Genomic DNA, 26,823 nt, shown 5'->3' on the forward strand with positions numbered 1-26,823 from the left:
AGTCGACTTGCGTAACGCAGACATGCTGTGCCCTTGCGCGCCGAGCGAAGGCGCTCACACGGCGGCATTTCATACAAGAAGGAGGCGTCATGCCTGTTTATACTTTGCCTGACCTGCCCTATGATTATTCGGCTCTCGAGCCATTTATCTCCGGTAAGATTATGGAACTCCACCACGATAAGCACCATCAGGCTTACGTGAACGGAGCCAACCAGGCCCTGGAGCAAATTCACGATGCAGCTGAGTCCGGCAACGTGGCCCAGTCCAATATGCTCGAAAAGAACCTGGCCTTCAACTTGGCCGGTCACAAGAACCACACCATCTTCTGGAAGAACATGGCTCCGGCTCAAGACGAAGAGCCCACAGGCGAACTCAAGGCCGCTATTGAAGAGCAGTTCGGCAGTTTCCAAGGCTTCCAGACCTACTTCGAATCCATGTGCGCAGGCATTCAGGGCTCCGGCTGGGCCGTACTCGCTTGGGATGCCTTGGGCGAGCGCCTGGTAACCTTGCAAATGTACGATCACCAGGGCAACCTGCCTGTCACTATCTTCCCGCTGGTTATGCTCGATCTTTGGGAGCACGCCTACTATCTGGATTACCAGAACGTGCGCGCCGACTACGTGAAGGCCTGGTGGAACATCGTCAACTGGGAAGATGCTTCCAAGCGCTTCGACGAGGTACGCAACCTGAACACCATTTTGGTAAAGTAAGCACTTCTTTGTCGTTGTAATCAAGTTTTTGCTTGGCTACAGCGCTTATGCAAGAAAGCCGCTCGATGCATATCGCAAAGCATCGAGCGGCTTTTCTGTCTTTTTTCAGTAGGAGGGGCTCCTGAGTTATGCCCTAATTGCCAAAGAAGGAAAAAGTACCAGACCACCAGGCAACGCTCAAGGCCACTAGGGGAACGGCTAGGCAGATGGCAAGGAAGCAGTAATCTCGGGCTCTCACCTGCGAAACACGGGCGTGCGATCGTGGACTTAGCCCACCAAAGCCGCGGGCTTCCATAGCTTCGGCCAGCATGGTTGAGCGCCGGATAGAGAGCACCAGTAGAGCAAATGCCTGTGGTAAGAAGGCTTTGACCTTGCTCTCATCCCCCAAACCTCGCGAGCGCCGGGAGGCAGTGAGTGCTGACCAGTCATCTTGCAGAACTGAGAACAGGCGCATACCTGCTAAACCGCCGTAGACGAAGCGATCTGGTAGGTGGAGCACCTGGCTGAAGGAATCTGCTAAATCCGTAGCATCGATACCGAGCATCATGATGATAGCGGGAATACCAATGGCGAGAATACGCAAGGCTGTGGCTCCTGCAAGCACAGCTGAGCGCTCAGTCACATGCATCAGCCCCCACTGCCAGAGCACCGCGCCACCCGATTTGCCATAGAGCAAGACCGCAATGGCAGAGCCCGGAGCTCCAAGGAACAGCGGCCAAGTAGAGCGCACAATCCGCCAAGGAGAAAAGCCTGCTGCCATCAGCAACACCACTTCGATGCCGAGCGCTGTTAATGCCGAAAGCCAATCCAAACTAAAGAAGAGGGGCAGGGCCAAAACGAAAGCACCAATCAACCGATATGAGGGATTGATTGAGGCGAGATAAGCCGAGCGACTGGCTTGCCGCTGTTCTTCCACTCGCAGGTTCATGGCTTGAACTGGTATATGAGACTCAGCGCTTGTAGAAGAATCTGCAAGCGGTTGTTCAGTGTTTCCCGGTGCCTGCCTTGGCATATCCCAGCTGCCAGAGGAACCTTGCGGCGTGAGTTCTACCACACGCGCCCCTAGGACATGAACCAACTGACGGTCATGAGTAACCACAATCACGCAAATACCATCGCCACGCAGTCCGGCTATCAGCTGTGCCATGCTGGTCCAAGTCAGCCGGTCCTGACCGAAAGTGGGCTCGTCTAGGATGAGTACTTTGGGCGCTGCTGCTAAGGCCGAGGCCACAGTTAGTCGTCGCTTTTCACCGCCAGAAAGCGTATAGGGATTAGCCTGAGCATATTGAAGCAGGTTGAATCGCTTGAGTAGGGCCCGAGCACGTTCCTCGGCCTGCACTTCCTCCATTCCCGTTCGCAAGGGGGCAAGCATGACCTCTTCCAATACAGAGCCGCGCGCGAACTGGTGCTCAGGATTTTGGAACACATAGGAGATGCGACTGGCTAAAATCTTGGAATTCCACTCGAAGGGGTTGCTCGACTGCGCAGCCCCAGAGCCGCTGCCACGCAAAGCCTCAGAAGCTTCCACCTGCCCTGCCAGTGGCTCTAAGAGACCGGCGAGTGTGAGAGAGAGCGTTGACTTACCAGCACCGTTGTCTCCCACCAGAGCGGTAATTTGCCCGGCGTGAAAATCAAGGTTAACGCCCTGGGCAATGGCCTTCCCTGCTCGTCCGATAGCAACATTACGAGCCGAAAGCACCGCAGGCCCATAGCCACAAGCAGCTGAATAGTTGGGCTCGGGTTCGAGCTTGATAGGCTCAACTTGCTTACTGCTGCCAGAGTAGCGGTCAGGTACCCAAATACCTAAAGCCGCGAAATCAATCTGGGAATGAGTAAAGACTTGTTCGGGAGTGCCATCAGCTACGACAAGCGTCTTGCGCAAACCGTTGGGCTGCTCATCACCTAAGCCGAGGACTACAACGCGCTCAATCAAGTCAATCCAAGGCTGAGCCCTGTGCTCGACGAGCACCAGCGTTGAGCCCTGCTCATCAAGCACGTCTTTGACAGCGCCCACGATTTGCTCCACTCCCCTAGGGTCAAGATTGGCCGTAGGTTCGTCGAGTAAAAGCACGCCCGGTCGCATCGCTAAGGCACCAGCTAGGGCCAGTCTTTGCATCTGACCACCGCTCAAATGCGTAACCGACCTATGCAGCTGCAGGTCACTCAAACCTACAGCTGCCATACTTTCCTCCACCCGCTGCCAAATCAGCTCACGGGGCAGGTCCATATTTTCGGGCCCAAAAGCAACGTTATCGCCAACCCTTTGGAAGATGGCTTGAGCATCTGGATCTTGTAGAACTAATCCCACTTGTCCCAGCGACTGGTCAACTGGCTGCCCACCGACCAGAATGCGCCCCTGAGTCAGCCCGCCGTCTGCATCTTCCACGCTGGAAGCAGAGCCGCCGTCGAACCCTTCACTCGCTGAAGCAGATTCGCCCTCACTCGCCCCCAGTAAGCCAGCTGCTCCCTGCAAGAGGGTCGATTTACCAATACCAGAAGCTCCTAAAAGCAAGACCCGCTGGCCAGCAGGTATGCTCAGATCCAAATCATGGACTGCGTAGTAATCTCGTGAAGCATGCTGGTAGCCCCAGCCTTGAAAATCTAAGGAAGCAGGCTGCCCCAAAGAAGATGCTTGATTCACCGGCTTCACACTACCTTTGCGCCAGCAGCAGCACGGGCTATACGGCCCGATTCAAAGTGGTCTAAGGCTCCAGTTTTTGCAATTGCAAGATAGAGATACCAGACCAAGGCACCGGCTATAACAGCACCAGAAATAATCGTTGCAATCACATAGAAAACACCGTACGGACCTACAAGATTGATGGCCTGTAGATGAGTGAAAAAGCTGTAGAGCCAGCAGCCGATGCCAGAGAGCACACCGGAAAGCACGGTAGTTCCAAGATTCCACTTGCGATAAGCGTATATAAGGAAGGCCGCTTCGGCCATCGCGCCTTGTAAGAGACCAATCAGGAAAGTCTCGACTGGCACCCACTGGCTGCCCCAGAGAGATTCTAAAACGGCCGCAACCACTTCTGCGTATACACCAGCGCCGGGCTTACGCACGATAACCAGAGCCAGAGGGCCCGCGAAGAGCCAAAAACCATTAAAGAGTCCACCCAAACCCGGGATTATGGCCTCTAAAATTGGCCAAGGAGCTGCAGAAACTAGGGCAATGAGCCAGTATATAAGAGCTGAGGCCACTCCGATAACTGAAGCGACAGCAATATCTGCTACTCGCCAGCGGAATCTATGGGGCCGAATGCTACTTTGCTTGGGAGTTGATTGACTATTTGGAGCATACTGTTGCGCCATTATTGTGCCTTTCGTCATCGCGCGCTGGACCATCCAGCTGCACACTTGCAATAAGGCACGGGAAGTTAACATCCGTGCGCCGGCATTACCCGGTATACGTTCGTCCGGTTGAGGCTTGGCCTCATCTCAGCCGCGCGCCCCAAGTTTCACCTTGAAGCACGCAGCCCCCGTGTCAATTTCCATCCTAGGTGAAGCCCTAGTCTTAACTCACCCTCGCGGCAGTAGCCACTTGTATTACTTAGATTGCGCCAACTTATCGAGCAGAAGAGCTTCAGTCACAATATTGTGTTCCAAGCCTTTCAAAGAAATCGACTCGTTGGGGCTGTGAGCGTTGGTCTGAGGATCCTCGGGGCCAGTCACGAGCACTTGAGCATCTGGGAAGATGCGCTTAAGTTCGGGAATGAAGGGGATTGAGCCGCCTTCACCCTTGTTGACTGGAGCCACACCGAAAGCCTCTTCCATCGCAGCCTCAGCGTCTTGTACGGCATCAGAACTGGCATCCATAGCCCAACCCATGCCCGTATCAATGGGCTCAACGCTCACCTGAGCGCCGAAGGGAGCATGGGAAACCAAGAAGTCAATGAGAGCTTGCTGGGCTTCACCGGGCTCTTGCGTGGGGGCCGTACGCAAGGAGATACGGAAGCGCGAGGTATCGGCAATCACATTGAAGGAGCCCTCTACCGGGTGAGCGTCAAAACCAATGATGGAAGCGGAAGGCTTGGTCCACATGCGCTCAGCCAAGGAACCGGTACCAGCTAAACGGTAAGAGTCAACGATTCCAGCATCAGCGCGCACCTGAGTCTCTTCCAAATCCCGTTGCAAACCGCCGATGGGCTTGTCGGCCTTGACGCCGGGCACAGCCAAATCACCCTGCTCGTCGTACATGGAAGCAATCAACATTGCAGCGAGCGTATTAGCATCTAGAATCGGGCCGCCAAATTGGCCAGAATGCACCGGGTGTTCCAAGACCTTTACACTCACATCAACATCGAGATTGCCGCGCAGAGAAGTGGTGAGGCTGGGCACATCCCAGGCCCAATTGCCCGAATCGGCCACGATAATAACGTCGGAGGCGAACTCTTCGCGGTGGGCTTCAATGAAGGGAATAAACGAAGGTGACCCCATCTCTTCTTCACCCTCGATAAAGACCTTAATGTTAACGTTGAGATCTTCGCCCAAGGCAGCCAAAGCGCCCGAATGAATAGCAATACCGCCGCCATCGTCTGCTACACCGCGCCCGTAAAGACGTCCGTCCTTTTGCGTCGCGGTGAAGGGGTCGCTCTCCCACTGTCCGTTGTTGGGAGCGGGTTGCACATCGTGGTGCGCATAAAGCAAAACGGTGGGCGCAGATGGATCTACCATCTTGGTACCAACTACCTCGTAAGCACCCGGCGTACCGTCAGGATTGCTGGACTGAACTACGCGAGCATCAACGCCCACCTTTTTCAGCTCATCGGCCACAAATTGGGCCGAACGCTTCATGTGATCGCCGGTGATACCCTCGGCAGAAACGGAATGTAGAGCCACTTTTTGGCTCAACAATGCAACTACACGATCCCAGTCGTGCTGGACCCGCGAACGGATACTTTGAGCGGTTACCTCTGCCATGTTTGCCTCCTTATCAAGACCGCCTTGCGTGGCCCTTTGCGCCCGCGTGCGTCTAGGTGTCACCGTAATCTGTTCGCATGACATGGAAGCTATTTAAGGGCAAGAATTCTGACGAATCAGACACCCAAGCCAGCGCCACTACTCCAAGCCAAGAGAGCAACGGCGAGGGTAAGGGACGTCCAACTCCCAAACGTAAGCAGGCCGAAGAAAAGAACTTGCGCCCTTTGGTTCCTAAGGATCGCAAAGCTAGTCGTAAGGCCGCAAAAGAGCGTATGCGTGCTAAGGAAGACGCGCAATATGAAGCTATGCGCACCGGCGACATTACGAACATGCCCAAGGCTGAGCGCTTACCTTGGCGTATTTACATTCGTGACTACGTTGATGCCCGCTTCGGCATCTCTGAGCTCACCATGCCAGTAATCTTGGTGTTCTTCGTCTTTACTTTGATTGCAGCTTTCTTCTCACAGCCTCTGTATCTCGCAGCTACGATTTTTATTTACGCTTACGCCATTGCCGTAGTGATTGATTTAGCCTTCATGTGGTTCAAGCTCAAGAAGAAACTTATCGAGAAGTACGGCGAGCGCGCTGTAGCTCGCGGTTCCCGTTCGGCTTCCTACGCTTGGATGCGTGCTTGGCAGATGCGCCGTTGGCGTATTCCTAAGCCCAAATACCCCAAACGAGGCCATTGGCCTGAATAAACTCTCGCTTTTGCCCGGCCTTGTCTCTACTATAGAAGGTATGGATACGAGCAAGACGGAGCAGCAAGCAGGTAAGCATTCTTTTAATGACCAAGTTGAGGCAGATAGCTTCGACTTGGTCATTATTGGTTCTGGCCCCGGCGGCTATTCCACAGCCTTACGCTCGGCTCAGCTGGGCGCACGCGTAGCTCTTGTCGAACGTGATTCAGTAGTGGGCGGCACATGCCTCAACCGCGGCTGCATTCCCACTAAAGCCCTCATGACTGCAACTTCGACCATCACAGCCTCGGCCCACGCTCGCGAATTAGGAATTCAAAGCAGCTTCGACGGAATTGACTTCGCCAAGCTAGGAGCCTTCCGCCAGGCAAGTGTCGACGCTATGACCGGCGGTTTATCTGACCTCTTGCAGCAGCGCAAAGTCAGACTTATTCATGGCGAAGGCCGCATCGCCCAAGATGGCCTAGTGGAAGTGACTGGCAGCGATGGCAGCAGTCGCAAACTGCACGCCCGCAATATCGTCATCGCCACCGGTGCCCGCTCTATGGCCTTGCCCAATCTGGCATTTTCAGACGACATTATCGACTCCGACCGAGCGCTCACCTTGGAAAGGTTCCCCCAGCACCCCGTCATTATTGGAGCCGGGGCTGTGGCCGTAGAGTTCGCTTCCATCTGGCAGGCAGCTGGCAGTCAAGTAACGCTCATTATCCGCAAGGATAGGGTGCTCTCTGGTTGGGATCGCAGGACCGGAGTTACCCTGACCCGAGAGCTAAAAAAACAAGGCATTCGAGTCATTACCGGTTCGCAGTGCACTAAGGTAGAGGGAAGTCAGGGCAAGCTCAGCGTGTCGTATAGCTCTCTCGATGATGAAACCGGGCAGACCAGCGAATCTATCAGCGCCGACAAAGTGCTCGTTGCTATAGGCCGCACCCCCAATACTGATAGTGATTGGTTTAAACAAGTTGGAATCGACACCGACGACCACAACCTGCTAGTGACCGACCCTTGGGGCCGCACTAGTGTCAAGGACATTTGGGCCTTGGGAGACATCACACCCGGCTACCACTTTGCCCATCGCGCCTTCGAACAGGGCATGGTCATCGCCGAAAGCATAGCTGGGCTCAAACCCTCTCCTGTCAAGGAAGAAACCATACCACAGGTGGTTTTCTCTACCCCGCAGGCCGCTTGCGTGGGATACACCCGTCAGCAGGCCCAAGCCCAAGAAGACTTGACTCAAGTAGAAGAAACCCCTTACCCCATGCTAGCCAACGCTCGTATGCGTATGAGCGGCAGTGGCGGTTCATTGAGCGTGGTTACCGCTTGCGAGCACAGCAAACCAGGCGAACGCATAGTAGTGGGCGTGCACTTAGTAGCACCCGAAGCCGCTGAACTCATAGCTGAGGCTGAGCAAATTGTGGGCAACCGTATACCCGTGAGTCAGGCGGCCAGACTCATTCACCCCCACCCCACTTTTAGCGAAAGCTTGGGAGAGGCCCTGCTCAAAGCAGATGGTCGCCCGCTGCATATGCGCTAAACTAGTCAACTGGATACAACGCCAATACGGTAAAGGATAGGCATGGCTGAAGAAAGCAAGAAGGTTAAGAAGAAGAAAAAGTCGAGCACACTCTCACAGCTCAAGCAGATTTTTTCCTTCACTTACTCAGAAGACAAGATGCTGCCCTGGCTGATTGCTGGTGCCTTCTTCGTGCCCATCATCGTAGCCATCGTGTGCGGATTCGTCTTTAAGTTCGGCTGGCTCTCTTGGATTATGATTGTCGTTTTGGGCATTATGGTGGGCGTTTTGCTGGCTATGATGACCCTGACTCGGCGCTCAGACTCGGTAGGTTACCGAAAGATGGACGGACGGCCAGGAGCTAGTGCCGCAGTCTTGTCTAATATTTCCAAGGCTGGATTCACCTTCCCCCAAGAACCGGTTTGGATTGACCCAAAGACCAAGGACGCCATTTGGCGCGGAACTGGTCGCTCGGGGATTTTCTTGATTGGCGAAGGCGATTATGGGCGCGTGATGAAGGCAATGGTTCGCCAAGAAGAAGAGATTAACCGCATTACTCGCGGCTCTGCTATTCCTCTCTACAAAATCAGCGTGGGTCACGGAGACAACCAAGTACCACTGGAGAAGTTGCAAAAGACGGTAATTCGTAAGAAGGTCAAGCTCACCCCTACAGAGCTGGACCAGCTCAAGGGCCGTTTGAATACCTTGCAAATGCGGCAGAATGCTCTAAACATGCCCAAGGGTATTGACCCCACCAAGGCTCACATGTCTCGCCGAGCTTTGCGAGGTAAGTAAACAGTCATTCTGAGCTGCAAGACGCATTTAAGCGCTTATACGACTGGCAGGTTACGAAAAGAAACACTTTCGTAACCTGCCAGTTGCGTGTGTAGACCTCTTAGCCCCCTAGACTAGTATGAATTGATTGCGATGAAAGGAGCGGTCCGGTGACCGAACTCAAGACCAAGGAAGACTGCCAGGCGCTGATTGACCAGGAGCAGGTGGAATACGTTTCCATCCGTTTTACTGACCTACTCGGTGTGCTCCAGCACATTACGGTACCCGCCAGCGAGTTTGTCGACAATGCCTTTACCGACGGCATGGCTTTCGACGGGTCTTCGATGGAGGGCTTCCAAGCTATCAACGAATCGGACATGAAGCTGGTGCCCGATCCCACTACCGCATACATCGACCCCTTCCGCAAGCACAAGACCCTCGTTGTAGTCTTCTCCATCGTTGACCCGGTTACGAACGAACCCTATTCTCGCGATCCCCGCCAGGTCGCCGCCAAGGCCGAAGCTTACCTCAAGTCCACCGGCATCGCTGACACTGCTTCCTTTGCACCCGAAGCTGAGTTCTTCCTTTTCGACAAGGTTCGCTTCGAAAACTCCATGCGCCGCTCCTTCTATGAGGTAGACTCGATCGAAGCCCCTTGGAACTCTGGCATTGACAGCGAAGAAGACGGCAGCCCCAACATCGGTTTCAAGAATCGCGTGAAGCGCGGCTACTTCCCCGTACCTCCAGTCGATCACTATCAAGACTTGCGCGACGACATGGTCTCTAACCTCCAGCAGGTCGGGCTAATTTTGGAGCGTTCCCATCACGAAGTGGGCGGTGCCGGCCAGCAGGAGATTAACTACCGGTATAACACGCTCATGCACGCAGCTGACGATCTCATGAAATACAAGTATGTGGTCCATGAAACTGCCGCTCTCAACGGCAAGGCCGCGACCTTCATGCCCAAGCCCATCGCAGGAGATAACGGTACTGGTATGCACTGCCATCAGTCCCTGTGGCGCTCGGGTTCTCCCCTCTTCTACGATGAGAAGGGCTACGGCGGTCTCTCTGATATCGCGCGCTGGTATGTGGGTGGTCTTATTGCGCACTCTTCGGCAGTTTTGGCCTTTACCAACCCCACGCTCAACTCATACAAGCGATTGGTTCCCGGCTATGAGGCTCCTGTCAATTTGGTCTACTCAGCCCGCAACCGCTCGGCCGCTATCCGCATTCCTCTGGCTGGTACTTCGCCTGCCGCCAAGCGTATCGAGTTCCGCGCACCAGATCCTTCCTGCAACCCCTACTTGGCCTTCTCTGCCCAGCTGATGGCAGGCTTGGATGGCATTTTGAACCATATCGAGCCCCCGGCACCCATCGACAAGGACCTCTACGAGCTTCCGCCCGAAGAGCATGACCAGATTAAGCAGGTGCCCGCCTCGCTTGAAGAAGCTATGAATGCTCTGGAAGAAGACCATGACTTCCTGACTGAGGGCGACGTTTTTACTGAAGATCTGATTGAAACTTGGATTGACTTAAAGCGCGGCGAAATTGAGCAGGCCCGCCTGGCTCCAACTCCGCTAGAATACGAGCTGTATTTCCAGATTTAGGCTGGCAACGCAATTATAGAAGCCCCTGGTCTAAGCTGGACCGGGGGCCTTTTTCGTAGCTACATCAACACACATTTGTAAGTATTTGTAAGTAAAGGAGTGCCTAAGTGCGCTGGTTGAGAGAGTTTATGAGTTTGCCGGTTTACCTGCGCTCTATGCTCATCGTTGATCTGATATGCAGTTTTGGCTCCGGGCTCGTCTGGCCTATCGAGCTCCTGTTCGCTACCCACTCCTTGGGCGCCAGCATGAGTCAGGCGACTATCACGGTCACCTGTAGTGCTGTCGGTGCGCTTATTTCCAATCCGGTTGTGGGCTGGCTTTCCGACAAGCGCTCAGCTTGGACTGCTATGTATTTAGCTATGACTTTCGCCATCATCGGCCCGCTCATTTTTGCTCTTGCGCAGACCTTCCCGGTAGCCTTAGTGGCTGCCTTCATCTCTGGCTTGGGCATCGGACAGGCCACGGCTTGGACCAGCATTTTGACCCAGATTTCAAGTGAGGAGAACCACTCCATCGTCTACGGCATTAACCAGGCGGAGATGAATCTGGGCGTTGGCCTTGGCGCTGCTGTGGGCGGTCTCGTCGCTGCGAGCGGTTCCGATCTCCTCTACCGATTGAGCTTTGCTGGCCGAGCTGCGGGCTTCGCTTTCGTAGTCGTAGCACTTATGTTTTTAGACAGGCACTACCAGCTTCGAACCATCACTGCTAACAGGATGTTCCAAGCTCGACAGATCTCGGTATCAGGCGCAGCAGCTCCGTCTCAGGGCGAGCACCCAACCATTGCTGGCGCAGGCCCACTCCCCCGCGTTATGCTGACAATGGGTATGCTGACTATCGCCGCCTTGTTTATGAATATCTTCGGCTATTCTCAAATCGACGCAGGGCTCGTCACCACTATCATCTCTGACGCTCACATTCCGTCGTGGTCGCTGGCTTTGGTAGATGTCTTTAACACTGCAGCAGTAGTAACGCTCAATGTGATCTTCTTGCCTAGGCTCAAGAATAAAAACCACATACGAATTCTGCGCTCGGTTCCCTTGTTCTGGGCAGCTGCCTGGTTCCTCGTTGACTTCGGCTTATCACGCCCTCAACCCATGCTTGCCTTGGCTATTGCCTGCTTCGGTATCGCCGTCTTTGGGCTGGGCGAAGTTATGCTCGGCATTTCCCAGCCGGTGGTGGCTGCCAAGCTAGCAGGCCCTCGTTTTAGCGGTCGCCTCTTTGGCTTCATTAACATGGCCCAATCTTTAGGGTACATTTTTGGTCCCCTATTCGCCTCCTTCATCCTTGATAGGAAAACGGTTCTTCCCCTGCTCTCCACCTGCGCGGTTGCCTTGCTTATCTGCTCGCTGCCTTGGCTGCTGGCCATTCGTTTGCCCTCACAGACGGACACAAATGCAAGCCCGGTGCCCACGGCTTAAAGAGACTACATACAAGAGTGCCGACAGGCGAGCTCAGGCTTAACCTGTCGGCACTTATTACATCTAGCTGCGCGAGACTGAGACCTTAACCGGCCCTTTCTGCTCCAGCTTGCCTTCTCGCAAGCGCCAAGTTTTGTCGGCATAATTGGCTACCGACTGCGAGTGCGTAACTACCAGCACGCACTTACCCTCGTCGTGGGCCAGCTTGGCAAGAATATCCATAATAATGCGCTCGGACTCTTCATCAAGGTTGCCAGTGGGCTCGTCGGCGATGATCACGTCTGGATCATGGGCCAGAGCCCGAGCAATACCCACACGCTGCTGCTCACCGCCAGACATCTTGAGTACCTTGCGCTTAGCAGTCGGCTCGTCAATACCTAGTTTGGCCAGCAGAGCTAGAGCATCGCCCTTCTTATCCTTGCTTTTCACACCGCTTATCTGCATGGAAAGCACGACGTTTTCCAGGGCTGAAGCGTTCGTCAGCAGGTTATAACCCTGGAAAATAAGGCCCACGCTCTTTGCCCGATAGTCGTCGCGGTCTAGCTTGCTCACGTCTTGATCGCGATACAAGACCCGCCCGCCAGTAGCGGTGTCAAGCCCCGAAACTAAGGAGAGCAGAGTTGTTTTGCCTGCGCCAGAGCGGCCCATAATCGAAACTAAACTGCCCTCGTCGAAGGAGGCGGTGATGTTCTTGAGTACTTGATTATTGTATTTGCCGTAGTGGTAAGACAATTTATCTAAGGCTAAAATGCTCATGTTCGTTCCTTAGTTTCCTTCCGAAAGAATTCTCCTGGGCTCCCACCGGTTGGTAGTGGCCACGCTCACCAAGCTAGACAGTAAAACGATGCCCAGTGAGACTCCTACGATTTGGCCAGCGGTCTGACCGGTTAAGCGCGTTTCAATCTTGGGTGGCTTCACCTCGGCAGCTTCGGAAGTATTGGGCCCCACGATGACCATGCCACCTTCCCCCGGACTCTTCTTCTTGGCTTCTTCTTCCTTCTCATAGGAGGATACTTGGCCCGAGAGCATGGAATCTGCCACAGGCTGAGTAGCGCTGGCACCGATTCCCAATCCGACCGCTAAGCACAGAGCCACAATCACTACAACTTCGCTGACCAGACCGAGGCTGACCTTGCCCTTCTTCATACCGATAGCCCGCAAAACGCCGATTTCGTAGCGGCGAGAGCGCATCGACATAATCGAAAGCAGCAGGAGCACAATAGCGCCCAGAGCAACTACCAGAATCAGGAAGATGGTCGTCACCTTTTGCAAGCTCTCCAAGGGGGCTGTGGCCTTGCGATAGGCTGCTTCGTCGGTCGTAACCTTGTAGGTGTCTGGCAAACCCTTCTTGACAATTTCCTTGCGGAAGTCGTCTAACATGTCAGGGTTCTTCAAGTAGTAGTCCGCTTCCATGGTGCCGGAATTGCCGAAGATGCTCAAGCCAAGAGCGGTGTCTTGCGAGGTGATGATTTCGTTTTTACGATTAGAGAAAGCATCCTTGAAGGGCATATCTTGCTTGGAGGTCGTAGCATCCGCATAAATGCCCGAAATGCGTAGGGTAGAAGGCGTAGACTTCTTATCCATGCCCTTAACGGTAATCTTGTCGCCAATTTTGAGATTGTTGAGCTTGGCCACATCTTCGCTAATCAGGCAGTCATCTTTAGCTGAATACATCTTGCCTTCGCGAATCTGCCGCTTGCCAGAAGTGAAATCATCTGAAATTGAGGGGCTGTTATATCCCAAAATCTTGCCGGTGGGCATCGTCACATCTTTGCCCTCAGGGGAGCCCATGGAATCACCGGAGCTCATAATGGTCTTCCCCCCACCATTATCAGCATCCTGATCCACCATCTTAAGATTATCAGGATTTACCGGGATATTGGCAGTATAGATGCTTTTTTGAATGAGCGAGGACTTACCAAAATCTACAACCTGCTTAGGAGAAGGCGGCCCTCCTGTCTGCTGCTTACCCGGCCCCACTTTGTCGAAGTCGGGCGAGAGCGTGACCTTGGAGCCGTATTGGTTGCGGTAGTTGGTAATCAACTCGCTGGAGGCCCCGCGAATGAGCAAGCCCATGGTCGAGATAATGATTATGGCGAGAGCAATAAGAGCAAAGAGTAGGTTTTTACCCTTATTCCTCCATATATTTTTGAGTGCGTTGGTAAAGATATACAAGTCATATCCCCTTCATCGTTTCAGCGTTCGTGTCATTTTTGGTGACCAAAGTTACACTATTGGAGCTAACCGGGAGCTAGCCTAGAGTTAACCGGAAGCTAGCTGAGCCTTACCTTAGACTTTGCTGGGAGCGAAAAGTGCATACAAGAAAGCCCGGCAATCGCAAGGACTGCCGGGCTTTTGCAAGCACAAAGCTGGGCTTGGGCTTATTGCAAGATGTATACCGCATTCATGAAGTCTTGATAAGACATAACCGATATAGGGCCGCCAGAATGGTTGATTAAGCGGTTGTGGCTGGTATCTTCACCCGGATACCCTGCGCCCACACCCTGAGGGAAGAGCGTATAGGCTACGGCGTTGCCATTGTGAGGCTCCATAATCAATTCGAGTGCGCCGGCCACCTGCCCTGAAGCTCCCGGCCCTCCCGTCTGCACGCTCTGAATATGGCTGCCGAAGCTGTCTGCTTCAATAGAGCAGTTCACGGCCAAGCTGGCCTTACCGCCCTGAGCATTGACATAGGTGCCCTGATAGGCAGCACAGTTGCCTGCTGGGTCCGGCTGAGGCGCGCCCGGATCAGGCTGAGGCGCACCAGGATCGGTTTGACCAGCCGAAGATGGATCTGAGGGTTGCGCGCTACTAGTAGGAGATGCCGGATTTACCTTCAGCGCAGAATCTGATGCTTGGGTCTTGGCCTTTTGCGAAGCCTGAGCTTTTTCAGAAGCTTTTCGAGAACTCTCACTTGCCGAAGCCGAGGCTTGAGCTTGAACTTGGGAGTTGTGTGAGCTCACAGCCCAAGCGCTAGTAGCACCCGCTGCAATCACCACAACAGCAACAATGCACAGCAGCACTATCCGCCGCTTGGAGCGCCCGGCCTCACTTTCAGCCGAGTCCTCACTGATATGGCTTCCGCCCTCTGGTCGGCTCATATCAACCTCCCCTTCTCAAGTCTTGCATCTTTAGCTTCCAGTGTATGCATAAGTTGGGGCGAGCGGACATGGAAGCTGAGAATGTGGTCGAATGTGCACACTCTGCACAACCTACTCAGGTTGAGCGCTTGCACCAGATTCCATCAGCTGCTTAGCCAAGTGCTTAAACTGATCTGCCAAGGCACTGCTGTCGAGCGAGCCGTCTGCACGCAAGACCGCAGGTCGCCCCGACTCCCCTACCGTTCTGACACTCGGCTCCAAGGGCAGCTGGGCCATAAGCGGCACTTGGTAGTCTAAGGCTTGCGTCAGCTGGTCAGCCACCCGCTGGCCGCCGCCCTGTCCAAAGATGCGCAGGCACTCGCCTTCATGGTCATACCAAGACATGTTCTCTACCACGCCCCGCACCGTCGTAGGCACCTGAAGGGCCACTAAGCCACTGCGCACGGCAACATCAGAGGCCGAAGGCTGAGGAGTGGTCACTATGACTAGTTCGGCATTGGGCAGGGCTTGGGCCACAGAAATAGCCATATCTCCGGTGCCGGGGGCCAAATCTAAGACTAAAACGTCGGGCTCTCCCCACCACACGTCGCTCAAGAATTGTTCAAGGGAGCGTTGCAGCCGAGGCCCCCGCCAAAGTATGGCCCGCTCAGCGCCAGCAAACATGCCAATGGAGATAAGTTTGACCCCCCAAGCAGTAACTGGCATAAGCATACCGTTCAAGTTGGTGGGCTGGGAATGAACGCCGAAGAGTCCGGGCAGGGAGAAGCCGTAAATGTCAGCGTCGATTGCAGCGGTGTCGTATCCCAAGGCTGCGAAGGTGGCAGCAAGATTGGCAGCAACCGAAGATTTACCTACTCCCCCCTTGCCTGATGCAACGGCGAAAATGCGCGTCTTGCTGTTGGACTTCGTGAAGGGATTGGCCCGGCGTTCGGCCTTGAGTTGGTCCACTAAACCGCTGAGCTTTTCCTGACTCATCGACGAAACTTCTTGACGGGGGCGCAATATAGCTTTGGGATAAGAGGTGACCGCAGTATTGATGCGCTCGGCTATGGTTGCGGTCAGCGGGCAGCCCTCAATGGTGAGTTCTACATAGACCGTCACGTCGAAAATGGGCTGAGTGGGGCCGCCGATGCTTTCTGGGCCGATACCGGCAGGCTCAACTTCTATATCGGTAATCATCCCTAAATCAGTGACTGAGCGCCCAAGTTCGGGGTCGATAACCTGACTGAGACGAGCGAAAACGTCGGACTTAATCCGCCTAGCGTAAGCTTCCAAATCGGATTGTGCCAGCATGACCCTCCTCGTGCGCCCTAGCGCTGCCTGTAAAGTTTTCGCCAACCAGCTCGCCCGGAAGCGAACTAGTATTGCATCCAGCCTAGCCGCTGCAAGCCAAGCCCGCCAGAGCCTTCTTGTCTCGCAGCCAGCACGGCTCAACTGCGAGACAAGGTAATGATTACTGCGCCTTTGGCTCAGTGCCTTCTTCTTCAGACTGCGACAGTTCGCCAGGGTTGCCAGTCTCTATGAGCTGCTTGAACTGCTCCTCGTTCAAAGTGGGCACATTTAAACTCTCAGCCTTGGCTGCCTTAGAACCGGGATTAGCCCCCAAGACTACGTAAGTGGTCTTTTTACTGACTGATCCCGAAGCCTTGCCGCCGCGCTCAATGATGGATTCCTTAGCTGAGTCGCGAGAGAAGTGTTCAAGGGTACCGGTCACAACGATAGTCATGCCTTCCAATATTTGAGGTTTGGTAATCTGCTCGGTGTGGTTGCCCACGCCTGCCGCTTTCCAAGCCTGCAAAATCTGCCCGCGCCAATCACCTTCTTGGCGGGCTCCTTCAAACCACGAAGCCACGGAGTGGGCAATTTCGGGGCCCACGCCATCCAGCTCAGCCAACTCTTCCTCGTCGGCATGTTCAAGGGCCTCAAGCGAGGTGTAGCGCCGGGCTATGACCCTGGCCGACGTTGGACCTAAGTGGCGGATAGAGAGGGCCACCAGCACCCTCCAGAGGTCTGCTGAGCGTGCTTTGTCGATCTCTTCGAGCATGAGTAGGGTGTTGCGCCCCGGCTCACCCTGACCCTCACGCAGCAAGTATCCGACTGGCTCCTGGATAGCGGGCTCCTGGGCAGTCTCTTGTTCTTGTGTAGTCTCAGCCGGCTGAGTGTCAGTACTTTTGTTGGTCTCTTGGCTTGCTTGAACCCCAGCAGAATCGTCAGTTGTAGCGCTCTCTTGCTCTATTTCAGCAGCCTCAGAAGCCTCAGAAGCCTCAGAAGCCTCAGAAGCATCGAACTTGGGCAGATTATAGAAGGCCGGAGCCTGGTACCACAGACCAGAGTCGCCAATCTTGCGGCGAATCGTGCGCCACTTTTCGCCCTCGATGGTAGTCTCCTCCAAAATCGGCACCTGCCGCCAAGCAGTTACCTCTTTGAGGTCTTCAATCTTGAGAGAAAACAGCCCGGCCTCGCTCTTCAAGACTGGCTCCTGAATCGGCGGCAGTTCAGTACCCTCGGGAGGTGTATAAGGAACGGGCTCCTGCCCAGCTTTCACAATGATTGCGCGCATATTGGGCGTATACACATCGACCGACTCCGGGCGATTCTCCTCAGGATTGGTCAGAGCAATAGCCGCCTGCTCCCCCAAGTGCTCAATGTCGAAAGCCTTGCGCGAAGCCAAGTGGATAATGCGCTCTGTTAGCTGGGCCGGGCAGGATTCCACATTGGGGCAGCGAATATCCTTGTCGTTCTCCTTCGCTGGAGCCAATTTTGCACCGCAGGAAGGGCAATTTTGAGGCATAACGAACTCGCGCAGCTGGTCCTCGCGCCCCTTGCGCTTTTCCAAAACCGGCCCTACCAGCTCAGGAATCACGTCTCCAGCCTTGCGCACCACGACCGTATCGCCGATCAAAATGCCCTTGCGCTTGACCTCAGAAGGGTTGTGCAGGGTGGTACGAGAGACTGTTGAGCCCGCCACATACACGGGTTTCAAGATGGCCACTGGTGTAATGCGGCCAGTTCTGCCCACCTGTACGGTGATGTTGAGGAGCTCAGTATTGACCTCTTCAGGCGGGTATTTGTAAGCAATAGCCCAGCGAGGAGCCCGTGAAGTCGAACCCAAGCGGCGCTGTAAAGCAATGTCTTCTACCTTGACCACAATGCCGTCGAGCGCATGCTCAATCTCGCTGCGATGCTTGCCGTAATGGTCAATCATCTCAAGAATCTCATCGAAAGAGTTGACGATGCGATTGTATGGCGAGACAGGAATGCCCCACTTGGTATACAGCTCGTAGGCTTGCGACTGGTCCACTACCTCGTCGTGGCTGCCCTCAGGATGCTTAGGCCCCCATGTCAGACGTCCAATGCCATGTGCATAGAAACTCAGGCTGCGCTGAGCGGTTACATGCGGGTCTTTTTGCCGCAATGAACCGGCGGCAGCATTGCGAGGGTTAGCGAAAGGCGGCTTGCCGTTGGCTTCCTGCTGACGGTTGAGTTCATCAAAATCTTCAAAACGCATAAAGACTTCGCCGCGAATCTCTACAAACTCTGGAATATCGGCCGGAGAGCCGCCCAAATTCTGCGGAATCGAGCTAATCGTGCGCACATTGAGCGTAATATCTTCACCGGTTACGCCATCGCCGCGGGTGAGCCCTTGAACTAGTACGCCGTTGCGGTAGAGAAGGTTGAGGGCCAAGCCGTCAATTTTCACCTCCGAAGTCATGGCCAAAGGCTTATTTTCGGGCCAATTCAAATCTTCGCGTACACCTTGATACCATTCGCGCAGCTCGTCGATTGAAAAGACATCATCCAAGCTCATCATCCGCGTGGGATGGCGTACAGAAGTGAACTCATTCGAGAAGGATCCACCCACCCGGTGAGTTGGAGACTGCGGAGTGTCTAGGCTCGGAAAGTCAGCTTCGAGCGCCTGTAGGCAGCGCATACGCGCGTCGTAGGCAGCGTCGGATGAAACCGGAGAATTGTTGACATAATAAGCAATTTGGTCTGACTCTACCCACGAGGCCAGTCGAGCCCACAGTCGTTGGGCTTGTGATGCGCTCAAACTAGAGACGTCTAATTGTCCCAACTTCATAGCATCAGCATCATCTGGTTTCAGACCAGAAATCCACTCATCACTACCTATTGTTATATGGTCTGCTTGCACGTTAGTCAACTCTCCTCCCAAAGTTTCACGCACTTAGTGATTGCAAAAACTGCACCTCTACCATATCCAGACCATCGCTCTCTTCGTCATTCATGCGTGCCGCAGCGACCGACAGGGTGCGCGCAGGCACGAACTGACCAGCATCTACTAAGACTCGGGCAGCCTGACGAACGATGGTCGCAACCTTAGTATGCGGCCAAACTGGCAGCCCTTCCTCCTGCAAAACCAGTCGTGCATCATCATAGTCTCTAGGGATGGGAATGCACTGCGAGTCCGCGCGTGCCGCAAGCTCTTCGAACTCGCTGCGCAGGGCCGAAATGCGGCCAGGACTGATGTGTTCAGCCATAAGGTAGGCTGCTGCTGCCACTGCAAACTCGTCTCGCATCCACGCCGCGTAAGCAAAGCGGTAGTATGCGAAAGCTGCATCCGAACGGTCCAAGGCTACGTTGAGCGCATTGAGAGTGGCAGCCCGGGCTCCCGTCCAATCCTCGTTGCGAGCCAGTTGCACAGCCAGTTTCAGGTGCGACAATGGATAGGCCGGCGCATAGGCGACCATAGTGTTCAAATGCTGCAAGGCTTGAGTGCCCTGCTTAAACTGGGTCAGCAAATCTGACAGCTCCAGATGAGCATAGAACAGGTTGTCGGGGATGAGGAGCGTGCGCTCGCCGGGAATGGCGAAGAGGCGGTTGTAGACCACACGTTCGGCATACGAATTGAAATAGCGTGGCACGCTGTGGGTGTCATTACTAGAGGCGAAGAGCGCATCTACCTTGGCAACGGCCTCAGACTCCAGCTGGAGGGCGGCACCTACCTCCCCTGAGAAAAGCAGGTCGCGAGCCTTCACTCGTTCACTGTCAAGCTGATCGGAGAGGGCAAAATGCAAGTCGGGCATGGCTTTAGTATCAATCAAAGCGCTGGTGACCTGCGGGGCCAATTCGCTCAGTTCAGGGTCACCGATGCGAGTTACAACGTTCATAGCTTCGTGAGCTTTAGCAGCAGCACCTAAATCTTGGCTGTCCGACAGGCGCCTAAAATCAGCCATTGCTCGTTCCAGCAGGTCAGCTCGCTGGATAGAGAGGCCAGTCACGTGTTCGGCACCCACAATCTGAGCGATAGGCTGACTAAATTCCAAATCCTCAAGCTCGGGCTCATCTTGGGAGCCGCGTGGAGCAAAGCGCCCATCTCGCATATCGAATTCGGCACTGACCGGCTCTAATCCGCCTTCTGAATCCACATCCATGCTGGCATCGAAGAAACGGTAGAAGCTCTTCGGATCTTCCAAACCATGCTGGCGAAGCTGGGCTAAGAAAAGTTCACGGGTGAAGGTGACGGTAACCAAATTGCGCACGGTCGGGTTCCGTCTTAAGGCCGAAAGTGGATCGCCGTCTTTTTGCTCGCCAAACTCGCCCAGATTGTCACTATCTTGGTCGAGCCCATCTACGCTATCTTGCGAATCTGCGGGGCTAGCAAAGGTCATCGAATCCAAGTCGATACCCTGCATCAGGTCAGCAAACTCTTGGTTGACTGCCTGGGCATCGTCTGGGTCTACTGGACCCTGCGGCTCACTTTGGGTAGAATACGTAGCCTCAGTTTCTCCTTGTCTTGTCTCAGCAGCAGAGGGAGCACCACTTTGGGGAGCTTCGGCACCCTGGTTAACAACGCCTGGGGCACTATCACGGGTCATCAAGTGGTTGGGATCGCCGTGAATATCTCCATCCTTAGGGTCTCCCTTAGAGCCAGTTACGGCACCGCCACCGGTGCGAGCGCGTTCAAAAGCCGCGAGAGCCTGGGCCATCATCTCGGAAATGGCGGAGTCTTGCTGAGCTTGGGCTTCTTCCAAACCCAAAGAGTCAATATGCAAAGAAACTTGCGAGACAGAGTCGTCTACGCCAAAAGCCAGGGCTGCCATCATCATGCCCACGCGCAGATTGTAGTCAGCACTCATCTGGGAGCGCTCAGATTCACTCAAGTCCACCCAACCGTTGCGGCTGCTTTCAAAACGAGAAGAAGGCATCATAGAGCGTCCGGCACTGGTAAAGGCGATAGCCACTTGGCCTTCACTCACATGAGATCGGAAATCCACATCGAAGCGGAAGGGCAGCCGCAAGCTGCGTAAAAGCGTAGAGAACGTCTTGCGGTAGAGCCATTCTGAACTGCCTTGGTTCTTGCTGGCAAAGCGACTCTGCGACTCTTCTACCGGATTGGGGTTCTCTGAGGCTACGGAAGTAGCCATTGTACGCGCTTTGTCGACGAGTAGCACGGCAGCTTGGCGGCCATCTCCTTCTACTGGATCAAAGTCGAGTGGGAAGTCCTCTTCCATCTGCAAAGCACTAATGGCAGGATTGTCGAGCAGGGCTTGGTCTAGCTGGGCGGCCTGCACACGGTTTACCGTATCTTCGGTTGGGTATGCGCCGAGGCGAGCGTTGCGCTCAAGCCAGCTGGAAACGGAGGCAAAGCGGTTGAGGTTGCCTTCAATGCGTAGGGCTCGCAGGGCTGCCGACATATCCATGCCGCTGTCCCAAGAAAAGACGTAAGCCCCTGAATAGGAGGAGGCGTACAAGTGCATGGGTTCGGCTCCGTGAACGGCTTCCAGCCCCGGAATAGGATCGAGCGCACCGGCCTCGCGCATAAGGTCGCCAAAGTAATCTTCGAGGCCAGAAGTGCGCATGCCCTCGGCGTGAGCTTGCAAACTGTCGCTAACCGAGCGGCGTATAGCACCCATAGGTGCTTCTCGGTTGAGACGCCGGAAGATGTTGCCAGCACCAAAGCCCATGAGCCTGCCCGCAATTCGGGGCAACATGTAAGCGCTAAAGAAAGCTATAGATATGGCATCTCGGTATTCCAAGTCATAACGCATATCTGATGGCAAATGAGGACGCATTTGCTCAAGCGTGTAGCGGTTGTCTCGTTTAAGCCAAGAAGCCAACCAAGACATGTGACCGGTATCGTCTTTCCCAATGATGCCGCCCTGGATAGCGTCAACTGCCGACGCCGCCTGCCCGTCGCTCTCCTTACCGAAGCGCCGACCATAGGGAATGTGAACGGTGCGTTCTTTGCCAAACATGAAAACCGGCTCAAGCCCCAAGGTGTCCATATCGGCTTTCTCACCTACGAATACTCGGCCTCGATCATCAGCCAAAGCAATCTGAGCAAAATGAGTTTTACTAGTAAAAATGCCCAGAGAGAAACAAGCTCCTCGCGAATCTGGATATTGAACCCAGCCGAGTTCTAAATCTTGAGGTACGCCCTCCATGTGATGCAAGACACGCCGTTTATCGAAGGGATGTAAGGGGCGAGCGCGCTGGGATAAGAAGGCGTGCACCTGCTCGGGACTGAGCATCTGACCGCTAGCGTTCATAGCCCGAGCAATGTCTTGGATCGCGCCTGCTAAAGGCTGCTCTTCACTGGGGTCGGGCCGCCCCTTAAAACCGGTTTGCACCGCGCCGCGCAACTCCCGGGCCAACTTGCGCCCGAAGTTCGCCATTCCGTCTGAAATCGACTTGCTACTCGCCATATTTTCATTCTCCCCGGTCTTCCAGACATCCAGCTTATAGAATAAAGATGTGCACATAGCTTTATCTCACCCCCGATCGGCGCCAAGCTGGGCCCGCAAGGCACTCCTTGCGCTGTTGATTATTCTCACTATCGAATGCGCGGTTTTCAACCTGCCCCACTGGCGTTCCTTGGCCTCTGCCAATGCCAATGCTTCGGCCAACTCAACTTCGGCCAGCCAGTCTCAAATAGCTTTGGGCAAGGGCTTGGTCCGTCTCAAAGATGGGGCCTTGCTCGTTTCCGACCCCACTCAGGCTTATATAGAGGCTCCGGGCGCTCAATCTTTGAACTATGTGCAAGTAGTTCCAGCCCAAACAGCAGACGGAGGTAGGCTCAAACTCACCGCAGACGAAAACAAACACGCCGTTTGGAAGGTCCATATTCGCCTCGATGTACAACCCAAGTCTTCTCAGCAATGGGAGCCAGCCGGTTCGAGCATGGTCAATCCCACCGTGCCCGGCTCGCTCTATGTAAAGAACCGCAGCCAGATTGACCAGGCTCAGCGGGTGCGTTTATGGATTAGTGAAGAATATAAGGCTGTGGTAGCCCTTGACTCACTCGAAGTCAACCCGCGCATTCCTTTCTCTTTCAATCTGGCTCGGGTAGTGCTTATGGCCTTGTTTGCAGCGCTTATCATTGCCCTGTCACCACGTTCCAAGCTCTGGCGGGTGCGTCTCAACACCGGCAGCCGAACCCAACGCTGGGCACTGTGGGTGCCGCTCCTAGCTATGGTTCTATGGTGCGCTTCCACCGTTGCCACTCAAGTAAACGGCTTTACGGTCAGGACCTACCATGATCCGGGCGCATACACTTACGATTTCAACCAGTATGGTCACTTGGCAGACGCTTTTATTTCCGGCCAATCTTGGCTCAACCTGCCCGTGCCCGACCATCTTTCCTCTATCAACCCTTACGACGTGTACGCCCGCGAACGCCTACTCGCAACTGGCGAAGAGCCCATTTTTTGGGATCACGTATTCTACGAAGGCCATTGGTATTCCTACTTTGGCCCCCTGCCAGCCCTGCTCATTTTCGCCCCCTACCGGCTAGTCACATCCCTCTTCGTGCCCGGTGGCCTCATGCTACCCACGCCCGCCGCCTGCGCCTTACTTATAGCTGGCTTCACAATCTTTTCTTCCCTGCTGGTGGTGCGACTGATTCGCCGCTTCCTACCCGAAGCCAGCCTAGCTGCCACTATTATGGCCCTGCTCACCTTTACTGCCGGCTCGCAAGTGGTCTACCTGTGGTTCCGCAACAACTTTTACACGGTTCCCTTCGACGCCTCCCTCCTGCTGGTAAGCTTGGGCCTCTGGTTCTGGCTGGGTGCCCGCCGAGTGCGCATCGCCAACTCGAAAACTTCCCGGGCCTGGACCGCTTCAGATTTGGACCACCAGCACCACAGCGCTTATGCCAATGCGCAGGTCTATCTTTCCTTGCCCCGCCTTGCTGCAGGCGCTGTAGCCATTAGTGCCACCCTAGGCTGCCGGCAGACTTTTATTCTTAGCGGTTTGCTCGCCTTCCCTATCTTCGCCGACGAGTTCAAAGCCATGTGGGCAGGCGTGCGTCCAGCCCGGCGTAAGGCCGCCAGCCAGCAGATTCGCCCTGCTTTTAGCCGCTCTCGTTCGGCAGCCATACTCACCACCGCTCTCCTGCCCGTAATGGCAGTCATAGCTCCGCTCTTGGCTTACAACGCCTGGCGTTTCGGTTCGGCATTCAACTTTGGTAACACCTACCAAATTACGGTCGTAGACCTAAACACATACAAACCGCCCATGCGCAATTTGGCTTGGCTCGTGGTCTACTATCTCGCTCTGCCGCTCACACCAACCTCAAGCTTCCCCTACTTGCAGCGCTCCCCTGCCCCGCTATCGGTTTGGCAATATACTGAGCCCGGCCTAGGTGGTCTCTTCGTCTTGGCACCCATCGTGGCCCTAGCCCTCCTCCTTCTGCTCCTACCTGCGGTACGGCGCAAGCTCAAAGCTGCGCAGAGTCTGCCCTTGATTGCCAGCATGCTCCTACTGGCCATCGGCCTCATGCTCTTCACTGCCTATATCGCAGGATACGATGCCCGCTACATGCTCGATTTCTCCTGGTTGCTCGCCTTGGTCGCTGCCCTGCCCATTGCGGCGAGCACCGGCAGCAGCTTCCAGCCCAGCAGCAAGGGAGTCTACATCATTCGAACCGTCCTCTTGCTGTGCTTACTAGCTACAGTCGTGTTGGCATGCGCGGCAGGTCTGGTCGAGCTGAAATCTAATCCACTCTTCGCGCAAGTGCAAGCCTGGTTCACTGCCCTCTAAGCTCTTGAACCCCACCGCAGATACCAAAGGAGCAAAGCTTACGACAGCAAAGCCTCAACCGCCTCCAGGAAGCTGCGCACCCCTTCCTCGAAAGCACTGGGCTCCGGCAATAGAGACAAGGCAATATAACCGTTGGCGCTCATATCAAAAAAGTAGCCAGGCTGACCGGTAAGACCATAACGCTCAATGAGATACAAGATGAGTTCATTTTCATCTATTACCGCAGGGAAGCGTAGGAGCACATTCCAACCCGCTTCCGGATGCAGGAGCGAAACAGGACATTGCGGAGCCGCCAATAAGGCTTGCAAGCGTCCTAGATTAGCCAAGCAGCGCTCCTGCACCAAGTGTGTTTGCGCAGGAACCTGACTGAGCAAGGCAGGAATCTGGTCTGCAACGATGGAACTCATAGGCAAATAGTCGTCGGCTATGAGGTCAAGCCGGCGCTTGGCCTCCTCCACCTCGTTGCTAAGCCCAGAAACTTGAATCCACCCGACCTTGGCCTGGGGCGCTGCCAGTATTTTTGAGAAGCCGTCAAGCGCAAAGGTGAGCACGCCCTGCTCGCCTGCCAAGCGCCCACGCCTAGGAAGGGGCTGGAGGCTGTAATCGTAAAAGACTTCGTCGGCAATAATGGCAATATCGTGCTCTCGGCAGAGCTCTACGATGCGCTCGCGCTCTGGACCATGCAAGTATGAACCGGTGGGATTGTTGGGATTTATGAGCACTATTGCCCGCACCCGAGAGCCGTCTGACCCCTCAATCAGCTGGGTGAGTCGAGCTAAATCTATGGTCCAAGAACCATCGTATTGCAAGAGATAGGAACGAGTTTCCAAGCCTTCAAGCTGGGCAATGGACTCAATAAGCGGATAGCCCGGCCTCGGCTCAAGCACTATATCGCCGGGATTGCATAGGAGTTTCATCAGCCAGGAGTAAGCCTGAGAGGTGGAGCTTAAGAGATACACGTCGCCCGGACTCACCGAACCGCCACGTTGGCTCAAAAAATCGGCGAGAGCTTGCCGCGCAGTTAATGGACCTCTCGGCTCAGCCCCGTACACCCCTAATTGCGGCAGGCCGAGCCCGTGTTTGGTGGGGTTTGAATCGTTGAGCGAGCGCAGGGCCCGCCCCTCTTGCGAAGCCCGAGCCTGGGCTTGGGCGATGGGGTTGAGCCGAGTCGAACCTGTTCGGTTAGAAAACTGCATGCACCCATCTCCTCAAGCCCGGCAACTTACCTAGCTTTCAGATTGCTCCCACCTAGCGACCGCAGTCCTTACGCTTGGGCTTCCTTCTCGTCGATGTAAGAGGCGTAGTAGGCCGCGCCCACAATTCCGGCCTGGTTGCGCAAGGCGGCCGGCACGATTGGCGTTTTCACATCGATGTAGGGCAGGAACTTCTCACTCATACGGCTCACACCACCGCCGACCACGAAGTAGTCAGGGGTGAAGTACTGCTCTAGCAAGGAGTAATACTTAGTGAGTCGGCCAGCCCACTTTTTGTAAGAGAGTTTCTTTTTGTCTTTGACCGACGAGGCCGCGTATTTCTCCGCGTCTTTCCCATCCAAAATCAGATGCCCCAGCTCGGAGTTCGGTACAAGCACACCGTTGTAAATAAGCGCAGAACCAATGCCAGTACCCAGCGTAGTAGCAATCACCAGACCGTCTTGACCCTTAGCAGCACCGTAACGCACTTCTGCCAAGCCAGCAGCATCGGCATCGTTGACCACGGAAACCGGGCGGCCGCAAGCCTCCGAGAAGACTTCCCATACGTCTTCGCCCACCCAGGCCTGATCCAAGTTGGCCATAAACTCAATCGGGTGGCCGGGGCGCACAGGAGCCGGGAAAGCAACTCCAACCGGGGCGCTCTCCGGCACTTCAAACATGTCTAGGAGCTGGCGGGCTACCTTACCCACTGCTTCAGGAGTGGAATGCTCAGGCGTCAAAATCTTTTTACGTGGTTCGGCAAAATCTCCCACGACGAGGTCTACCGGAGCAGCTTTTATGCCCGAGCCACCTATATCTATACCAAACGCTTGGGCCGTTTCAATCATCTACTGCTCCTTTGCTTTATTCAGGGTATCGAACCGGTACGA

At 54.8% G+C, this 26,823-nt stretch carries 18 protein-coding genes; 7 read left to right on the forward strand and 11 right to left on the reverse strand.

What is annotated here, in order from left to right:
* The first annotated feature begins 89 nt into the window (after positions 1-89).
* Positions 90-710, forward strand: a complete 621-nt coding sequence (locus R8377_RS04940) for a superoxide dismutase (RefSeq protein ID WP_317642385.1) — start codon at positions 90-92, stop codon at positions 708-710.
* 133 nt (positions 711-843) lie between these two features.
* On the opposite strand, the gene R8377_RS04945 is transcribed toward R8377_RS04940, so the two are convergent.
* The 3 genes from R8377_RS04945 to R8377_RS04955 form a co-directional block, all read right to left on the reverse strand.
* Complete coding sequence (locus R8377_RS04945) at positions 844-3,351, reverse strand: ATP-binding cassette domain-containing protein (protein ID WP_317642386.1); 2,508 nt, start codon at positions 3,349-3,351, stop codon at positions 844-846.
* Positions 3,352-3,356: 5 nt separating this feature from the next.
* The gene (locus tag R8377_RS04950) at positions 3,357-4,022 is read right to left on the reverse strand and encodes an ECF transporter S component (protein WP_317642387.1); all 666 of its coding nucleotides are present in this window, start codon (positions 4,020-4,022) and stop codon (positions 3,357-3,359) included.
* Positions 4,023-4,256: 234 nt separating this feature from the next.
* Positions 4,257-5,630 (reverse strand): dipeptidase, encoded by a 1,374-nt coding sequence (locus tag R8377_RS04955; RefSeq protein WP_317642388.1) that lies wholly within the window; start codon positions 5,628-5,630, stop codon positions 4,257-4,259.
* A gap of 77 nt (positions 5,631-5,707) precedes the next feature.
* Here R8377_RS04955 and R8377_RS04960 point away from each other — a divergent pair, with 77 nt between their 5' ends.
* The 5 genes from R8377_RS04960 (at position 5,708) to R8377_RS04980 (ending at position 11,637) form a co-directional block, all read left to right on the forward strand.
* The gene (locus R8377_RS04960; protein ID WP_317642389.1) at positions 5,708-6,328 is read left to right on the forward strand and encodes a DUF3043 domain-containing protein; all 621 of its coding nucleotides are present in this window, start codon (positions 5,708-5,710) and stop codon (positions 6,326-6,328) included.
* Positions 6,329-6,368: 40 nt separating this feature from the next.
* Complete coding sequence (gene lpdA / locus R8377_RS04965; RefSeq protein WP_317642390.1) at positions 6,369-7,859, forward strand: dihydrolipoyl dehydrogenase; 1,491 nt, start codon at positions 6,369-6,371, stop codon at positions 7,857-7,859.
* 42 nt (positions 7,860-7,901) lie between these two features.
* Complete coding sequence (locus R8377_RS04970; RefSeq protein ID WP_317642391.1) at positions 7,902-8,633, forward strand: DUF4191 domain-containing protein; 732 nt, start codon at positions 7,902-7,904, stop codon at positions 8,631-8,633.
* Positions 8,634-8,782: 149 nt separating this feature from the next.
* On the forward strand, positions 8,783-10,219 hold the full coding sequence (gene glnA, locus R8377_RS04975) for a type I glutamate--ammonia ligase (protein ID WP_317642392.1): 1,437 nt from the start codon (positions 8,783-8,785) through the stop codon (positions 10,217-10,219).
* Positions 10,220-10,326: 107 nt separating this feature from the next.
* Positions 10,327-11,637, forward strand: a complete 1,311-nt coding sequence (locus R8377_RS04980; RefSeq protein WP_317642393.1) for an MFS transporter — start codon at positions 10,327-10,329, stop codon at positions 11,635-11,637.
* Positions 11,638-11,700: 63 nt separating this feature from the next.
* On the opposite strand, the gene R8377_RS04985 is transcribed toward R8377_RS04980, so the two are convergent.
* The 6 genes from R8377_RS04985 to R8377_RS05010 form a co-directional block, all read right to left on the reverse strand.
* Positions 11,701-12,393 (reverse strand): ABC transporter ATP-binding protein, encoded by a 693-nt coding sequence (locus R8377_RS04985; protein ID WP_317642394.1) that lies wholly within the window; start codon positions 12,391-12,393, stop codon positions 11,701-11,703.
* Positions 12,394-12,402: 9 nt separating this feature from the next.
* Entirely contained in the window at positions 12,403-13,812 is a 1,410-nt protein-coding gene (locus R8377_RS04990) for an ABC transporter permease (protein WP_317642395.1), read from the reverse strand.
* A 206-nt stretch (positions 13,813-14,018) separates the two neighbouring features.
* A complete protein-coding gene (locus tag R8377_RS04995; RefSeq protein ID WP_317642396.1) occupies positions 14,019-14,738 on the reverse strand; it encodes a hypothetical protein in 720 nt (239 codons plus the stop codon).
* Positions 14,739-14,849: 111 nt separating this feature from the next.
* On the reverse strand, positions 14,850-16,031 hold the full coding sequence (locus tag R8377_RS05000) for a P-loop NTPase (protein ID WP_317642397.1): 1,182 nt from the start codon (positions 16,029-16,031) through the stop codon (positions 14,850-14,852).
* A 160-nt stretch (positions 16,032-16,191) separates the two neighbouring features.
* Positions 16,192-18,819 (reverse strand): NAD-dependent DNA ligase LigA, encoded by a 2,628-nt coding sequence (ligA, locus tag R8377_RS05005; protein WP_425605040.1) that lies wholly within the window; start codon positions 18,817-18,819, stop codon positions 16,192-16,194.
* A 97-nt stretch (positions 18,820-18,916) separates the two neighbouring features.
* Entirely contained in the window at positions 18,917-22,405 is a 3,489-nt protein-coding gene (locus R8377_RS05010) for a tetratricopeptide repeat protein (protein ID WP_317642399.1), read from the reverse strand.
* Positions 22,406-22,520: 115 nt separating this feature from the next.
* Here R8377_RS05010 and R8377_RS05015 point away from each other — a divergent pair, with 115 nt between their 5' ends.
* Positions 22,521-24,740, forward strand: a complete 2,220-nt coding sequence (locus tag R8377_RS05015; RefSeq protein WP_317642400.1) for a hypothetical protein — start codon at positions 22,521-22,523, stop codon at positions 24,738-24,740.
* A 38-nt stretch (positions 24,741-24,778) separates the two neighbouring features.
* On the opposite strand, the gene R8377_RS05020 is transcribed toward R8377_RS05015, so the two are convergent.
* A complete protein-coding gene (locus tag R8377_RS05020) occupies positions 24,779-25,936 on the reverse strand; it encodes a pyridoxal phosphate-dependent aminotransferase (RefSeq protein ID WP_317642401.1) in 1,158 nt (385 codons plus the stop codon).
* 68 nt (positions 25,937-26,004) lie between these two features.
* Positions 26,005-26,781 carry a polyphosphate--glucose phosphotransferase gene (gene ppgK, locus R8377_RS05025; RefSeq protein WP_317642402.1) on the reverse strand — a complete coding sequence of 259 codons (777 nt, stop codon included), beginning with the start codon at positions 26,779-26,781 and terminating at the stop codon, positions 26,005-26,007.
* Between the last annotated feature and the right edge of the window lie 42 nt (positions 26,782-26,823).

The organism is Bombiscardovia apis (assembly GCF_033095945.1).
GTDB lineage: Bacteria > Actinomycetota > Actinomycetes > Actinomycetales > Bifidobacteriaceae > Bombiscardovia > Bombiscardovia apis.